The sequence below is a fragment of the Sphingomonas sp. OTU376 genome (assembly GCF_038440415.1).
Taxonomy (GTDB): Bacteria; Pseudomonadota; Alphaproteobacteria; order Sphingomonadales; family Sphingomonadaceae; genus Sphingomonas; species Sphingomonas kyeonggiensis_A.
This window is the reverse complement of sequence record NZ_JASATQ010000034.1, coordinates 37,072-52,111: the sequence shown is the minus strand read 5'-3', so window position 1 is coordinate 52,111 and position 15,040 is coordinate 37,072. Positions and strand designations below refer to the sequence as shown.

The window sequence follows — 15,040 nt, the reverse complement described above, 5'->3', positions numbered from 1 at the left end:
GCCCGCCGCCCCCCCCCCCCCGCCCCCCCCCGGGACTGGTCATAGGGCGTCGGCCAGTGCGATTCGTCGAAGCGGGCGGGCTCGTCGATATAGCCGCGGCAGGCCAGCTCCATCTGGATCGCGTGGACCCCCTGTTCGGGCCGGCCATAGTGGCGGGTGGTCCAGCCCCCGCGGAAGCGGCCGTCGGTCACCTGGCTCCACGGTGTTGCTGCGCACGCGGCTTCAACGGCTTCGCGCAGAGCCGGCGCGCAGGTGGTGCCGCCATTGGTGCCGATGTTGAACTGGGGCAGCTCGCCGTCGAACAGGCGCGGGACATGGCTGCGGATCGAATGGGCGTCGTAGAGGACGATCCCGGGGTGGGTTGCGCGTAGGCGAGCGATCTCCGCTTCGATCGCGGCATGATAGGGATCGAAATACGCAGCGCGGCGCCGGGCAATCTCGTCCGTACCGGGATTGCCGTCCCGATAGAGCGGTTCGTTGTCGAAGGTCGTGGTGGGGCAAAGCTCGGTCGTCGCCATGCCCGGATAGAGCGAGGCGCCCGAGGGATCACGGTTCACGTCGATCACGCTGCGGGAGAGCGTGGTGCGGATTGTCGTCGCACCCAGTCCGGCGGCGAAGTCATAGAGCTGGTCGATCCACCAATCCGCGTCCTTGCGCGCCAGCCAGGGCGAGACGAACTGCGCCTCGACATCGGCAAGGTCGGTGCCGGTGTGCGGAAAGGCGACGATCAGCGGCGCCTCGCCGCGACGGACTTGCAGCCAACTCATGCGACCCCCGGCAGCGCGATCGCCGCTGCCTTGGCGACCGCGCCGGCGCGGACCAGTGCGGTGGCGGCTTCGATGTCGGGGTGGAAATGCCGGTCATGGTCGAGCGTTGGCACCTCGCTGCGCAGCCGGGCGCGGACGCGTTCCAGCGCTTCCGAGGAGGTGAGGCCGGCATGGAAGTCGCAGCCCTGCGCGGCAGCGAGCAGCTCGATGCCGATCACCCCGGCACAGTTCGCCGCCATGTCGAGCAGGCGCCGGGCACCGTGCGCGGCCATCGAGACATGGTCTTCCTGATTGGCCGAGGTCGGGATCGAATCGACGCTCGCCGGCGTGGCGCGCTGCTTGTTCTCGGAGACGAGAGCGGCAGCGGTCACCTGGGGGATCATGAAGCCCGAGTTGAGCCCGGGCTGGGGAGTCAGGAAGGCGGGCAGGTTGGAGAGCGCGGGGTCGACCAGCATCGCGATGCGGCGCTCGGCGATCGAGCCGATCTCGCAGATCGCCAGCGCGATCATGTCCGCGGCGAAGGCGACGGGCTCGGCGTGGAAATTGCCGCCGGACAGCGCTTCGTCGGTCTCGGGGAAGATCAGCGGATTGTCGCTGACGCCGTTCGCCTCGGTCTCGAGCGTGGTGCCGGCTTGGCGGAGCAGGTCGAGCACCGCGCCCATCACCTGCGGCTGGCAGCGCAGGCAATAGGGATCCTGCACGCGCGGATCGTCGTCGCGGTGCGAGGCGCGGATCGCGGAGCCGGCCATCAGCGTGCGCAGCGTCTCGCCCACGGCGATCTGGCCGGGATGGCGGCGCAGCTGGTGGATGCGTGGATCGAAGGGCGCATCGGTGCCCTTGGCCGCCTCAGTCGAGAGCGCGCCGGTGACCAGCGCCGCCTGGAACAGCGTCTCGGTCTCGAACAGGCCGGCAAGCGCATTGGCGGTGGAGAATTGGGTGCCGTTGAGAAGGGCCAGGCCCTCCTTGGGGCCGAGCGTCACCGGGGCGAGGCCTGCTTCGGCCAGCGCCTGCTCGGCGGTGAGCACGCGGCCATCGATTTCGATCGAGCCGACGCCGATCATCGTCGCGGCCATGTGCGAAAGCGGGGCGAGGTCGCCGCTGGCGCCGACCGATCCCTGGCTCGGCACCACAGGGGTGAGGCCCTTGGCGAGCATCGCCTCGAGCAGCGCGACGGTGGGGGGCTGCACGCCCGAGGCACCCTGGGCGAGGCTGGCGAGCTTGAGTGCCATCATCAGCCGCACGATCGGGGCGGGGGAGGGCGCGCCGATGCCGGCGGCGTGGCTCAGCACGATATTGCGCTGGAGCGTGGCGAGGTCCTCGGCTTCGATCTTGACGCTGGCGAGCTTTCCGAAGCCGGTGTTGATCCCATAGACCGGCGCGCCATGCGCGAGGATGCGGGCGACCGCGGCCGCGCTCTCGGCGATGCGCGGCGCGCTGGCGGGGTCGAGCCTCGGCACCGCGCCGCGCCAGATCGCGCGCCACTCGGCCAGCTGCACGTCGCCGGGGATCAGCAGGATTTCGGTCATACACCCTTCCAGATACCTTTGAAGACTCGGGCATGGAGCGGGTTCAGCCCCATGCGATAGACAAGCTCGGCCGGCCGCTCGATGTCCCAGATCGCGAGGTCACAGAACTTGCCGGGTTCGATCGTGCCGATTTCGGTTTGCAGCCCCAGCGCCCGTGCCGCCTCGCGGGTGACACCGGCCAGGCATTCCTCGACAGTGAGGCGGAACAGCGTCGCGCCCATGTTCATGACGAGCAGCAGGCTGGTGAGCGGCGAGGTGCCCGGATTGCAGTCGGTCGCCAGTGCAATCGTCACGCCGGCGTCGCGCAGCGCCTGGATCGGCGGCAGCTTTGTCTCGCGGACGAAGTAATAGGCGCCGGGAAGCAATGTCGCGACCGTGCCGGACTTCGCCATCGCCGCGATACCGGCCTCATCGAGATATTCGAGATGATCGGCCGAAAGCGCGCTGTATGAAGCCGCCAGCGCCGCGCCATGCTGGTTGGAGAGCTGCTCGGCGTGGAGCTTCACGCGCAGGCCGTGCGCCTTTGCGGTCTCGAACACGCGCCGGGTTTCGTCGGGGGTGAAGCCGATCCCCTCGCAGAACGCGTCCACCGCATCGGCCAGACTGCCCAGTGCCGGGATCATCTCTTCGCAGATGAGATCGATATAGCCGGCGCGGTCGTCGGCATATTCGGGCGGCAGGGCATGCGCGCCGAGGAAGGTCGTCGCGATCCGCACCGGGCGTTCGCGACCCAGTGCCTGGGCAGCGCGCAGCATCTTCAGCTCGTCGTCCAGCGACAGGCCATAGCCCGACTTCACCTCGACCGTGGTTGCGCCCTCGGCGATCAGCGCGTCGAGCCGTGGCAGGGCGCTGGCGACGAGTTCGGCCTCGCCGGCTTTGCGGGTGGCGCGCATCGTCGAGACGATCCCGCCGCCGGCGCGGGCGATCTCCTCATAGCTGGCGCCCTGCAGGCGCAGTTCGAACTCGTGCGCGCGGTCGCCGCCATGGATGAGGTGGGTGTGGCAATCGACCAGGCCCGGGGTGATCCAGCGGCCCTCGCAGTCGATCGTCTCGGCCGCGGCCGGCGCCTCGCCCACGGGGCCGACCCAGGCGATCCGCCCGCCCCGGGCCGCGACCGCGCCATGCTCGATCATGCCGAGGCCAGGCCCCGCCATCGTCGCGATCCGTGCGTTGGTCCAGAGTCGATCCATGCGCGCATCCTTGCCTGTGGCTTGAGTTATGTCTAGACATAATGCGCAGGAGGCCCTGGATGAATCTCTGGTTCGAAACCGCGTTGCTCCCCACCGGCTGGGCCGAGCGGGTCACGCTGCGCATCGCCGAAGGGCGGATCGCCGACGTCCTTGCCGGCAGCGATCCCGCGCCCGATGCCGAGCGCCACCGCGTCGCGATTCCCGGCCTCGGCAATGTCCACAGCCACGGCTTCCAGCGCGGTATGGCCGGGCTGAGCGAGCGTCGCGGCCGGCCCGACGATGATTTCTGGAGCTGGCGGGAGATCATGTACCGGTTCCTCGACCGGCTCACGCCCGACGACATCGCCGCGATCACGGCCCAGGCCTATGTCGAGATGCTCGAGACCGGCTATACTCGTGTCGGCGAGTTCCATTATCTCCACAACGACGTGGACGGTGGCCGCTATGCCGACCCGGCCGAGACGGCAGCGGCAATCATTAGCGCCGCCGAGCAGACCGGCATCGGCCTGACCCTGCTTCCCGTCTTCTACGCGCACAGCGATTTCGGCGGCCGCCTGCCCAAGCCCGGCCAGCGCCGCTTCCTCTCGGATATCGACAGCTTCGCCCGGCTGGTCGAGGCGAGCCGCGCAAAGCTCCCCGCCGATGCCGTGCTCGGCGTCGCACCGCATTCGCTGCGCGCGGTCACGCCCGAGGAACTGGCCGCGGTCACCGCGCTGACCGACGGCCCGATCCACATCCACGCCGCCGAGCAGGTCAAGGAAGTCGAGGCGTGCGAGCAGTGGAGCGGCGCGCGCCCCGTCGAGTGGCTGCTCCACAATGCCGGGGTCGATTCGCGCTGGACGCTGATCCACGCCACGCACCTCAATGACTCCGAGACCGATCGCCTCGCCGGCTCCGGCGCGGTCGCCGGCCTGTGCCCGGTCACCGAAGCCAACCTCGGCGACGGCATCTTCCCGGCCGAGCGCTATCTGGCCGCCGGCGGGCGCATCGCCACCGGCACCGATTCCAACATCCAGATCGACGCCGCGTACGAACTCCGCTCAATCGAATATTCGCAGCGCCTTTCACTGCGCCGCCGCGCGATCCTCTCGCCCGAAGGCGCTTCGGTCGGCGAAACCCTGTTCAACGCGGCGCTTACCGGCGCCGGCCAGGCGCTGGGCGTCGCAACCGGGATTGCGCACGGCGCGCCTGCCGATATCCTGAGCCTGAACATGGACCATCCGAGCTTCGCCGGCGCCACCGCCAGCACCTTCCTCGATCGCTGGATCTTCGCCGGCCGCGCCGGCGCGATCGACTGCGTCTGGCGTGCCGGCCAGCTGCAAGTCGTTCGCGGCAGGCATCGCGCGAGCGAGGTTATTGCTAATCATTATTATAAAACCCTGGAGCGCCTGCTCGGGTGACGCTCCAGGAACGCATCCGCTCGGACATCGAGGATCGCATCCGCTCGGGCGAGCTGCGTCCCGGCGATCGCATCCCGTTCGAGCATGAACTGGTCGCCCATTATGGCTGTGCCCGCGCCACGGTGAGCAAGGCGCTGGAGCGGCTCGCCCATGCCGGGCTGATCGAGCGCCGCCGCAAGGTCGGCTCGTTCGTCGCCCAGCCCAAGGTCCATGCCGCGGTGCTCGAGGTGCCCGATCTCGCCCAGCTGATCGAAGCGCGCGGCGAAGCCTATGGCTGGGAGCTTGACACCTGCCGTGTGGTCAATCGCGATCCCGACATCGAAGTCTCCGGCATCCCGGCGCCGGCCCTGCTGATCGAGGGCGTGCATTTCGCCGGTGGCCAGCCCTTCGCGCTCGAACGCCGGCTGATCGCGCTCGACACGGTGCCGGTGCCGCGCGCCGATACCTTCGAAACCGAGGCGCCGGGCTCCTGGCTGCTCCACCACGTACCCTGGACCGACGCGCGCCACCGCATCCGCGCCGTCTCCGCGGGCGGCGCGCTGGCAAAGCGGCTCAAGCTCGATACGCATAGCGCCTGCCTGCAGGTGGAGCGCTGGACCTGGCGCACGGGCAGAGCGGTGACCTTCGTTCGCCAGACCTTCCCGGGCGATCGCTACGACCTGGTCGCGGAGTTCACGCCGGGGGGCTGAAATTCACCCTTCCAGGGAGGGGAGGCAGCGGGGCCTTTCCCTTTTCCCAAACCACTATAGTTTGCGCGCAATGAACTTGCGCCACATCGAGATCTTTCACGCGGTATATGTCAACGGCTCGGTGAGCGGGGCGGCGCGCGCGCTCAACGTCTCGCAGCCTTCGGTGTCGAAGATGCTGCGGCATGCCGAGAGTCTGCTCGGCTTCCAGCTCTTCCACCGCACCAATGGCCGGCTCGTCCCCACCGAGGACGCGCACACGCTGTTCACCGAAGTCTCGGAGATCCAGGACCGCGTCTATGCGCTGCGTGAAGCGGGGCGGAACCTGAAGCGTGGTGCGGGCGGCATGCTCAAGGTCTCGGCGCTGCCCAGCCTGGCGCTCAACGCGCTGCCCACCGCGGTGTCGCGCTTCATGCGCAACCATGAGGGCGTGCGCTTCGACCTGCAGACCGTCCATCACGACGACCTTCTCCGCAAGCTCTACGAGCGCGAGACCGATGTCGCGATCGCGTATGAAGTGCCGCACGCCGCGCCGATCGGCCATCGCTGGCTGGGCGAGGGTGAACTGGTGGTGCTCTACCGCGAGGAGGACATGCCCGACGCGCCGCCGCGCATCGAGCTGGAGCGGCTCCGTGGCCGCCCGTTCATCAGCCTCGCCAATTCGGGCCCGATCGGCCAGCTGTTCAGCCAGGAATGCGCGCGGCTCGAGCTTGATCTCGACGAGGTGATCTCGGCGCGAACCTTCTACATCGCCACCGCGCTGGTCGCGCAGGGTGTGGGCATGACGGTGGTCGACAGCTTCACCGCCCAGGCCTCGCTCGTCCCCGGCCTGTCGATGCGGCCGCTCAAGCCCCAGCTCACTTTCGACGTCCATGCGATGTTCCTGCTCAACCGCCCGCCGACGGCGCTGGCCACCGATTTCCTCAAGACGCTGGCCAAGGTGATCGACGCCTAAGGGCAAGCCCTTAGGCTGCCATAACGGCTGGCTATGCCGAGGCGCCGACTCGCTATGCGCGGTGCCGGATGCGGAGCGATAGCGTTATCACCCAATGATACCGGCACCTTACCTCCTTTACCTCGGTCACAGCACCGACTTCGTAGGCATCAAGACCTCGCGCGGCCTCGCCGAATTCCGGCGGCCGGATTGCGTGGGTGAGTTCCGCCACGACGATTCCACCCTCACGCTCGGCCTGCCGCGCATGACCATCGAAGAAGGCGCTGCGGCGGGGGCGAAGACGCTCGTGCTCGGCATCGCCAATTCGGGCGGCGTCATGGGCGGTGACCTGGTCGGTGATGCGATGGCCGCGCTCAATGCGGGCATGAACATCGCCGCCGGTCTCCACCAGCGGCTGCGCGACGTGTCCGAGCTGGCCGCGCTGGCCCGGGAGAAGAACCTGCAGCTGTTCGACGTGCGCGATCCGCCGGCGGATATGAAGGTGGGCAATGGCTATGCCCGCGCCGGCCGCCGCATCCTCACCGTCGGCACCGATTGCTCGGTCGGCAAGATGTACACCACGATCGCCATCGCCGATGCGCTCAAGGCGCGGGGCGAGAAGGCCGATTTCCGCGCGACGGGCCAGACCGGCATCCTGATTGCCGGCTCGGGCGTGCCGATCGACGCTGTCGTCGCCGATTTCATCTCGGGCGGGATCGAGGCGCTGGCGCCCGAGCGCACCGATGGCGGCTGGGACGTGATCGAGGGCCAGGGCTCGCTGTTCCACCCGAGCTTCGCCGGCGTCTCGACCGGCCTGCTCCACGGCGCCCAGCCCGAGGCGCTGATCCTCTGCCACGATCCGAGCCGCAGCCATATGCGCGGCATTCCGGGCCGTGCGCTGCCGGGGCTGAAGGAGTGCCTGGAGGCCAACCTCCAGACTGCGCGCCTGACCAGCCCGAACGTTCGCGCCGTCGGCGTCTGCCTCAACACTTCCCGCATGGAGAAGGTCGAGGCCGAGGCTTTGTGCCGGCGGATCGAGGCCGAGCTTGGACTTCCCTGCACCGATCCGATCGCCTTCGGGGTCGAGGCGATCATCGACGAGTTGCTATGCACCGAAGTCTCGCGGCCCGTCACGACCGCTTCCTCCTGACCAGGCCTTTCCGCATCTCGCGCGGGGTGAAGACCGAGGCCGATATGGTCACGGTCACGATCCGCGCGGGGGCGCTGGAAGGGCGGGGCGAGGGCGTGCCCTATGCCCGATATGGCGAGAGCGTCGAGAGCGCTCTGGAGGCGATCGAGGGCATCCGCCCGGCGATCGAGGCCGGCGCGGGGCGCGAGGAGCTGCTGTCGCTGCTGCCGGCCGGCGCCGCCCGCAATGCAGTGGACTGCGCGCTGTGGGATCTTGAGGCGCGGGAGGCGGGCAGGAGCGTTGCCGAGCTGATCGGTGCGCCCGAGCCGGGGCCGCTGGCCAGCGCGCTCACCATCGTGATCGACACGCCGATGATGATGGGCGTCGCCGCGCGCCGTGCCGCTGCCGCGCCTTTGCTCAAGGTAAAGGTCGATGGGCGCCTGCCCGATGCGCAGATTCGCGCGGTCCGCAACGCCGCGCCCGATTCGAAGCTGATCGTCGACCCCAATGAGAGCTGGGACGCCCGGCTGGTCGAGGCGATGCAGCCGGTGCTGGCGGAGCTGCGGGTTGATCTGCTCGAGCAGCCCGTCTCCGCCGAGATCGATGCCTGCCTCGAGACGTTCCAGCACCGCGTGCCGATCGCTGCGGATGAATCGATCCACACCAGCACGGAGCTGGACCTGGTCGCGCGCCGCTATGAGGTGGTGAACGTCAAGCTCGACAAGTCGGGCGGCCTCACCGAGGGGCTGCGCCTCGCCCAGGCTGCCCGTGCGCGGGGGCTGGGGCTGATGACCGGCTGCATGGTCAGCTCGTCGCTGTCGATCGCCGCGGCGCTGCACATCGCCCGCATGTCCGATTTCGCCGACCTTGACGGTCCCCTCTGGCTCGCCAAGGATCATCCGGGCGGCGTCGAGGATCGGGACGGCACGCTCTATCCGCCCGTCAAAGGATTTTGGGGAACGCCATGAAGGTCGCGCTGCTGCTGGGTATTGCCGCTGTCTCATTGGGAGCCGCCGCCGCGCCGCTCCCGCCGCAGAAGGTCGACCTGCTGATCCGGGGCGGCACGATCTACACCGGCTCGGATGCGCCGTTCGTCGGGGACGTGGCGATCCGGGGCGATGCGATCGTCTCGGTGAGCAAGCACGCGAACGTCATCGCCACGCGGATCATCGATGCCAAGGGCATGATCGTTGCGCCCGGCTTCATCGATCCGCACACCCATATGGGCGGCGATCTCGCCTCGGACGACCAGGCCAAGCGGCTGGTCCCGGCCTTTCTGATGCAGGGCGTCACCACCGCCTTCATCGGCAATGACGGCGGGGGCGATCCCGATGTCGCCAGGGTGTTGGGCAGCGCCAAGGCCAGGCCGGTGGGCATCAACTATGCCGCCTGGGTCGGCTTCGGTGCGATCCGCGAGAAGGTGGTGGGCGAGGACAATCGCGCACCGACGCCGGAAGAGCTGGCCAGGATGAAGGGGCTGGTCGCCTCGGCGATGTGCCAGGGCGCGCTTGGTCTCTCGACTGGTCTGTTCTACGCGCCGCAGAGCTTCGCCAAGACCGAGGAAGTCATCGAGCTGGCCAAGGAAGCCGGCAAGCGCGGCGGCAGCTATGACAGCCATATCCGCGACGAGAGCAGCTACACTGTTGGCCTGGTCGCGGCGATCGACGAAGCGATCCGCATCGGCCGCGAGGGCGGGCTGCCCGCGCATATCAGCCATATCAAGGCGCTCGGCGTCGACGTGCAGGGCGACGCGCCGAAGATCATCGCGACGATCAACGCGGCGCGTGCCCGCGGCGAGAAGGTGACGGCGAACCAGTATCCCTGGTCGGCATCGGGCACGAGCCTGGTCGCTTCGCTGGTGCCGCTCTGGGCGCAGGATGGCGGCCGTCCGGCGTTGCTCAAGCGCTTCGACGATCCGTCGCTTGCCGAGAAGATGCATGCCGGCATGGTCGAGAACCTCCGCAAGCGCGGCGGGGCGGACAAGCTGCTGATCGTCGAGGGCAAGTACAAGAACCGCTATCTCGATGCAGTCGCCAAGGAAATGAACCTGGCGCCGGTCGATGCCGCGATCGCGGTGATCCGCATCGGTGATCCCGGCACCGTCTCGTTCAACCAGAGCGAGGCCGATATCGCCGCCTTCATGCAGCAGCCCTGGGTGATGACCGGGTCGGATGCCTCGGGCGGCCATCCGCGCGTCTATGGCTCGTTCGCCCGCAAGTACGACAAGTACGTCAAGACCGACCATGTCATCACGCTGCGCCAGTTCATCGAGCGCAGCTCGTCGCTGACCGCCGACACCTTCGGGCTCACCGGGCGCGGGCATCTGCGCGGCGGCGCCTATGCCGATGTCGTGGTGTTCGATCCCAGGACCTATGCATCGCGCGCCACTTATGAGCAGCCGGCGCTGCTCGCGGCCGGTGTGCGGACCGTGGTGGTCAACGGCGTGGTCGCGGTCGACAAGGGGGCGATGACCGGCAAGGCGGCCGGACGTTCCATTGCCCACAAGCCGAGCGCGGGGAGCTGCAACTGATGGCCTGGTGGTTCGGCACGGCGCTGTGGAAGCGCGTCCTCGCCTTTCTCGTCCTCGGCGTGGTCTTCGCGCTGGTGCTGCCGCAGGGGGCTCCCTATCTCCAGTTCATCGGCGACCTGTTCGTCCGGGCGATCCGCATGCTGGTCGCGCCGATCGTGCTGGTCACCATCGCCTCGGGCATCACCTCGCTCGCCGATCCGAAGCGGCTGGGGAGCCTGGGCGGGCGGACGGTGGGCATGTTCGCACTGACCACCTTCATCGCCGTCTCGGTCGGCATGCTGGTCGCCGCGATCGTCCAGCCGGGCGTGGGCGCGCCGCTCGGTACGGCCGAGGCACATGTACTCGGCAAGCCGGTTACGCCCTATGAGCAGCTGATCAACATCATCCCCACCAACATCTTCGACGCGTTGGCCAAGGGCGATATGCTGGCGCTGATCTTCACTTCGATCCTGATCGGCTGCGGCACCGTGGTGGCCGGCGAGCCCGGCAAGCCCTTCGCCAATCTGCTGCAATCGACGTCCGCAGTGCTGCTCCGCGTCGTCGGTATCGTCATGGAAGCGACGCCCTTCGGCGTGTTCGCGCTGATCGCCAATGCGGTGGCCGCCAATGGCGCGGCGGTGTTCGTCCATGTCGGCTGGCTGGCGCTGGCGGTGGTGCTCGGCTCGCTGATCCAGATGCTGGTGGTGCACAGCCTGCTGCTGCGCTTCGTCGCGAAACTGCCGCTACTGCCCTTCTTCCGCGGCATCGTGGATGCGCTGGCGGTGGCCTTCTCGACGGCGTCCAGCGGCGCGACGTTGCCGGTGGCGATGCGCGTCTCCGAGCAGAATCTCGGCATCGGCCGCCCGGTCTTCTCGACCGTGCTGCCGCTTGGCGCGAGCATCGGCAAGGACGGCACGGCGATGTATGTCGGCCTGCTGAGCATGTTCGCGCTCCAGGCATTCGGCGTTCACCTGACCCCGACCGTCTATGCCACCGTGCTGCTGACCGGCGCGCTGGCGGCGTTCGGCACCGCGCCGGTGCCCTCGGCCTCGCTGTTCATGCTGGCGGCGGTGCTGAGCGCGGTGGGCGTCTCGCCGGAACAGACTGCGCTCGTGGTCGGCTTCGTGCTGCCGTTCGACCGGCTGCTCGACATGACCCGCACCGTGCCGAGCGCCTCGGCGAACCTGACCGTCGCGACGCTGGTCGCGCGCTGGGAAGGGGAGCTGGACGAAGAGGTCTATCGCGCGCCCGATATGGCCTGAGCCTTTTATCGTCATTCCCGCGCGGGCGGGGAGGACGGCGGTCCTACACGGGATGCGGGTGCGACCCGTCAAAGTACACGAAGGACAGGCCAAGAGCGGGTTTTCCGGCCCGAAATTTTCCCTGTTTCCTCGGGTATGCGCCGCATCTCGCAACATTGTTGCGTGCGCGTGATCCTATTTTTCCTGCGGGGTCAAAGAGCGGCTGGAGGTAACCCCGGCTGTGGGAGCCGAGCAGGCGAAATCCTACATTGCAAGTTCAGCCCTCTCCCGCAGGCGGGAGAGGGAGATCAGTCCGCCAGCGAAACCTCACGCCCGCCAACCCAGACCCGCTTGACCGCGTACAGGTCCCGGAACGTCACATCCGGCGCGCCGGCGACCAAGACGAGGTCGGCGCGGGCGCCCTTGCGGATCACGCCTTCGTCCTTGCGGCCCATGATCTCGGCGCTGACCTTGGTGCCTGCCTCGATCGCCTCGGCGGGGGTGAAGCCCAGTTCGGTGAGGATGCGCATCTCGCGCAGTGCGCCGAAGCCGGGATAGACGCCCTCGATGCCGGTATCGGTGCCCACACCGATGCGGATCCGGGCGACCTGGAGCCGGCGGATATTCTCGCGCATGATCTCCCAGCGCTTGCTGTCATAGGGAGCGATTGCCTCGCCCTTGGCCAGCCGGGCGGTCTCGCGTGCCTGCTGCTCGGGCGTGAGCAGGGCCAGTTCCTCGGGCGCCAGCACGCGCGCCTCGAGCGGCTCATAGGTCGCGAGCGTCGCGACATAGGCCATGTGGTGCTTCTTCATCAGGCCGATCAGCTCATTGTCGACCAGCGCATCGCCGACGCCGTGGGCCAGCGAGTCCACGCCCGCGCGCGCTGCGATCTTGGCGCCTTCGAGCGTGACGGTGTGGGTCATCACCTTGATGCCCGCCTTGTGCGCATCCGCGACGATCGCCGCCAGGGTCGGCTCGTCGATGCTCGGCTTGTCGGGGCGGGCGGGATCGCCATAGCGCCAGCCATCGGCGAACACCTTCACCATGTCCGGCTTGTAGGGCAGCGCCCTGGCCATTGCCGCATGCGCCTCCTCCGGACTGGTGACCTGGAGCGTGATCGCATTGGTGAACTGGCTCTCGGTGCCATGCCCGTCAGGCACGCCCAATCGCACCGCCAGCGTCAGGCGCGGCGTATCGGCGCGGAGCGCGCGGATGCCGGCCATCATCTCGCCCGAGACAGAGAATTCGTTGATGCTGGTCACGCCCGCGCGCAGGTACGGCGCGTAGAAACGGTGCAGCGACGCGGCGTCGGTAAAGGCCTCGCGCCTTGTGTGGATGTGGAGGTCGTGCAGACCGGGGATCAGCGTCAGCCCGGTCGCGTCGATCACCTCGGTGCCTTCGGGCACGCGCAGCTTCCTGCCGACGCGCACGATCCGGTCACCCTCGATCAGCACGTCGCTCAGCTTCGCCTTGCCGCCGGTGCCGTCGAACACCCGGGCGCCGTGGATCAGCGTCGCGCGCTCCTGCGTCTGTGCCTGGGCAGTGCCCGCTCCGACCAGTGCCGCCGCTGCCATGATCACCCTCATTTCAGATGCGCGTCGAAGAAGGAGATGGTGCGGCCATAGGCGGCGAGCCAGTCTGCATTGCGGAAGAATTCGTGGCGTTCATTGGGGAATACGAGCTCCTCATGCGGGATGCCGCGCGCCGCCAGCTCGCGGGCGAGCAGCAGCGACTGGGCGAAATCGACATTGCGGTCATCGTCGCCGTGCACGAGCAGCACCGGCGAGCGCCAGGTCGCGATCGAACCCATGGGCGAGCTCTCCCATTGCTTCTGGCGCGCCGCGACCTGCGCATCGGGCGAGAGATTGCCATCGACATTGCGCAGCAGGGTGTGGACGCCATGGAAGTCGGCGCCCGCCTTGAACAGGTCACTGTTGCGGGCGAGGGCGAGGGCGGTGAGATAGCCGCCCCAGCTGCCACCCCAGATGCCGATCCTGTCGGCCTCGACATCCTTCTGCGCCGCGAGCCAGCGCCCGCCGGCGAGCACGTCGCGATATTCGGTGGCGCCGTCGCGGGCGATGCCGGGGGCTTCGCGGAACGCCTGGCCATAGCCGGTGCCGCTGCGATAATTGACCGACAGCACGGTATAGCCCTTCGCCGCCAGCACCTGGTTCATCACATAGGCGTTCGAATAATATTGGCCGTGATGGAAGCCGAGCAGCATCTGGCGGCGCGGGCCGCCATGGACGAAGATCAGCGCGGGATGCCTGCCCTTGCCCTGGCCGCGGAACAGCTGGGCATGGACGGTCACGCCGTCCTCGGCCGTGTAGGTCACCGCCTCGGGCGTGATTGCGCCCTTCAGCTCGGCGACCTCGCCCAGCGGCGTTAGCCCCCTTGCGAGGACCGGATGCGCCGTGTGGCTGGCATCGGCCGCGATGCCGGCAAGCTGGCCGCCGCCGAACAGGGGCAAGCTCTCGCTGCCCTTGCCCTGGGTAACCCGCTTCGCCGCGCCACCGCTGGCCGGCACCTGCCAGAAATGGCGGCGATCGGCCTCATCGGCATTGGCGGCGAAGGTGACGACACCGTCGGCGCCGAGGAGGAAGGTCTCGACCTCGAACTTGCCCGGAGTCAGCTCCCTGGGTTCGCCGCCCCTGGCGGCGTCGATCGCATAGACATGGAGGAAGCCGGTGCGCTCCCACGGGAAGAGCAGCTGGCCGGCCTTGCTCCAGTAGAGATTGTGCTGGCGGGTGCCGTAATAGCGGCCGCCCATGCCCTTCGGCGCGCTCCAGACCGTGCGGGCCTTGCCGGTGGCGGCGTCGGCAACGCGGATTGACCAATAGGGGCCGCCGTCCGCTGCGGCGCCGGCGGGAGGATCGAGATACTGGATATAGGCGACCTGGCTGCCGTCCGGCGACAGCGCCGGCTCGGCCGAATAGCCGAGCGCCGGGTCCATGTATGTCAGCTTGCCTGCATCGACGTCGAGCAGCGCGACGAAGCCGTGCCCGTCGCGATTGTCGACGAAAAGCAGCTTCCTGCCGTCGGGCGTCCATTTCAGGTCGCTGACCCCACCGCCGACCGCGCCGATCCGCGCCGCCTTGCCGCCGACCCAGACCCAGATCTCGCCGCGCCTGGTAAAGGCGATGCGCTGCCCGTCGGGCGAGAAGGCGGGCATATGGCCTTCGCCAATCGCGACCGGGGATTGGCCGTCCTCGGCGAGGAAGAGCTGCTGGTTTGGCGTGAAGGGCAGCGAGGCGGTGTTGGGGATCTTGCCGTCGGGGAACTCGTCATCGCCGCCGCGCACGAACGCGATGCGCTTGCCGTCCGGGCTGAGCGCCACGTCGTAGAGCATCATGCCGTCATCCTCGGCATAGCCCGTCACCTGGCGCGCCTGCTGGCCGGCATCGGCCACCCAGAGGTTGCGTGCGCCGGCCCGGTTCTCGACCCAGGCGAAGCGCGGCACGTCGCGGGCGCCGGCCATCTGGCTCGCAGTCGGCAAGGCGAGCGCGGCGGCCAGGTCGTTGGTCTGGGCAAGCGCGGGAGCGGCACTTGCGAGCATCGTCGCGCAGGACAGGTTGAGGGTGATCCGGATCATCTTCATTACGCGAACGTGCCGGTGCCATGTTGCCGGTACAATGCTGGCATGCGCGGTGGTTATGCC

The 15,040-nt window shown here is 68.5% G+C and carries 12 protein-coding genes; 7 read left to right on the top strand and 5 right to left on the bottom strand.

Going from position 1 to position 15,040, the window contains the following annotated elements; all coding sequences use genetic code 11:
• The 3 genes from hutG to hutI form a co-directional block, all read right to left on the bottom strand.
• Window positions 1-767: N-formylglutamate deformylase (hutG, locus tag AAHM44_RS14850; protein WP_342250469.1), on the bottom strand; the 767-nt coding region annotated here is incomplete at its 3' end.
• Window positions 764-2,293, bottom strand: coding sequence for a histidine ammonia-lyase (hutH, locus tag AAHM44_RS14845; RefSeq protein WP_342250468.1), 1,530 nt, complete (start codon window positions 2,291-2,293; stop codon window positions 764-766). The genes hutH and hutG, both read right to left, overlap by 4 nt.
• Window positions 2,290-3,483, bottom strand: coding sequence for an imidazolonepropionase (hutI, locus tag AAHM44_RS14840; protein ID WP_342250467.1), 1,194 nt, complete (start codon window positions 3,481-3,483; stop codon window positions 2,290-2,292). Before hutI ends, hutH begins: the two co-directional genes overlap by 4 nt.
• A gap of 59 nt (window positions 3,484-3,542) precedes the next feature.
• Here hutI and AAHM44_RS14835 point away from each other — a divergent pair, with 59 nt between their 5' ends.
• The 7 genes from AAHM44_RS14835 to AAHM44_RS14805 all read left to right on the top strand — a co-directional run bounded on the left by AAHM44_RS14835 (window position 3,543) and on the right by AAHM44_RS14805 (window position 11,403).
• Complete coding sequence (locus tag AAHM44_RS14835) at window positions 3,543-4,883, top strand: formimidoylglutamate deiminase (protein WP_342250466.1); 1,341 nt, start codon at window positions 3,543-3,545, stop codon at window positions 4,881-4,883.
• Window positions 4,880-5,572 (top strand): UTRA domain-containing protein, encoded by a 693-nt coding sequence (locus AAHM44_RS14830; protein WP_269576199.1) that lies wholly within the window; start codon window positions 4,880-4,882, stop codon window positions 5,570-5,572. Before AAHM44_RS14835 ends, AAHM44_RS14830 begins: the two co-directional genes overlap by 4 nt.
• A 70-nt stretch (window positions 5,573-5,642) precedes the next feature.
• Window positions 5,643-6,524: a LysR family transcriptional regulator gene (locus AAHM44_RS14825; protein WP_269576198.1), complete on the top strand. Its 882-nt coding sequence runs from the start codon at window positions 5,643-5,645 to the stop codon at window positions 6,522-6,524.
• 94 nt (window positions 6,525-6,618) lie between these two features.
• The gene (gene dgcN, locus AAHM44_RS14820; RefSeq protein WP_342250465.1) at window positions 6,619-7,653 is read left to right on the top strand and encodes an N-acetyltransferase DgcN; all 1,035 of its coding nucleotides are present in this window, start codon (window positions 6,619-6,621) and stop codon (window positions 7,651-7,653) included.
• Window positions 7,611-8,600 carry an N-acetyl-D-Glu racemase DgcA gene (dgcA, locus tag AAHM44_RS14815; RefSeq protein ID WP_342250464.1) on the top strand — a complete coding sequence of 330 codons (990 nt, stop codon included), beginning with the start codon at window positions 7,611-7,613 and terminating at the stop codon, window positions 8,598-8,600. Before dgcN ends, dgcA begins: the two co-directional genes overlap by 43 nt.
• The gene (locus tag AAHM44_RS14810; RefSeq protein ID WP_342250463.1) at window positions 8,597-10,162 is read left to right on the top strand and encodes an N-acyl-D-amino-acid deacylase family protein; all 1,566 of its coding nucleotides are present in this window, start codon (window positions 8,597-8,599) and stop codon (window positions 10,160-10,162) included. The genes dgcA and AAHM44_RS14810 overlap by 4 nt, the downstream gene beginning before the upstream one ends.
• Window positions 10,162-11,403 (top strand): dicarboxylate/amino acid:cation symporter, encoded by a 1,242-nt coding sequence (locus AAHM44_RS14805; protein WP_342250462.1) that lies wholly within the window; start codon window positions 10,162-10,164, stop codon window positions 11,401-11,403. Before AAHM44_RS14810 ends, AAHM44_RS14805 begins: the two co-directional genes overlap by 1 nt.
• A 287-nt stretch (window positions 11,404-11,690) precedes the next feature.
• Here AAHM44_RS14805 and AAHM44_RS14800 read toward each other — a convergent pair whose 3' ends face one another.
• Together AAHM44_RS14800 and AAHM44_RS14795 are read right to left on the bottom strand one after the other, a co-directional pair.
• On the bottom strand, window positions 11,691-12,968 hold the full coding sequence (locus AAHM44_RS14800; RefSeq protein WP_342250461.1) for an amidohydrolase family protein: 1,278 nt from the start codon (window positions 12,966-12,968) through the stop codon (window positions 11,691-11,693).
• The gene (locus tag AAHM44_RS14795; protein ID WP_342250460.1) at window positions 12,965-14,980 is read right to left on the bottom strand and encodes a S9 family peptidase; all 2,016 of its coding nucleotides are present in this window, start codon (window positions 14,978-14,980) and stop codon (window positions 12,965-12,967) included. The genes AAHM44_RS14800 and AAHM44_RS14795 overlap by 4 nt, the downstream gene beginning before the upstream one ends.
• Between the last annotated feature and the right edge of the window lie 60 nt (window positions 14,981-15,040).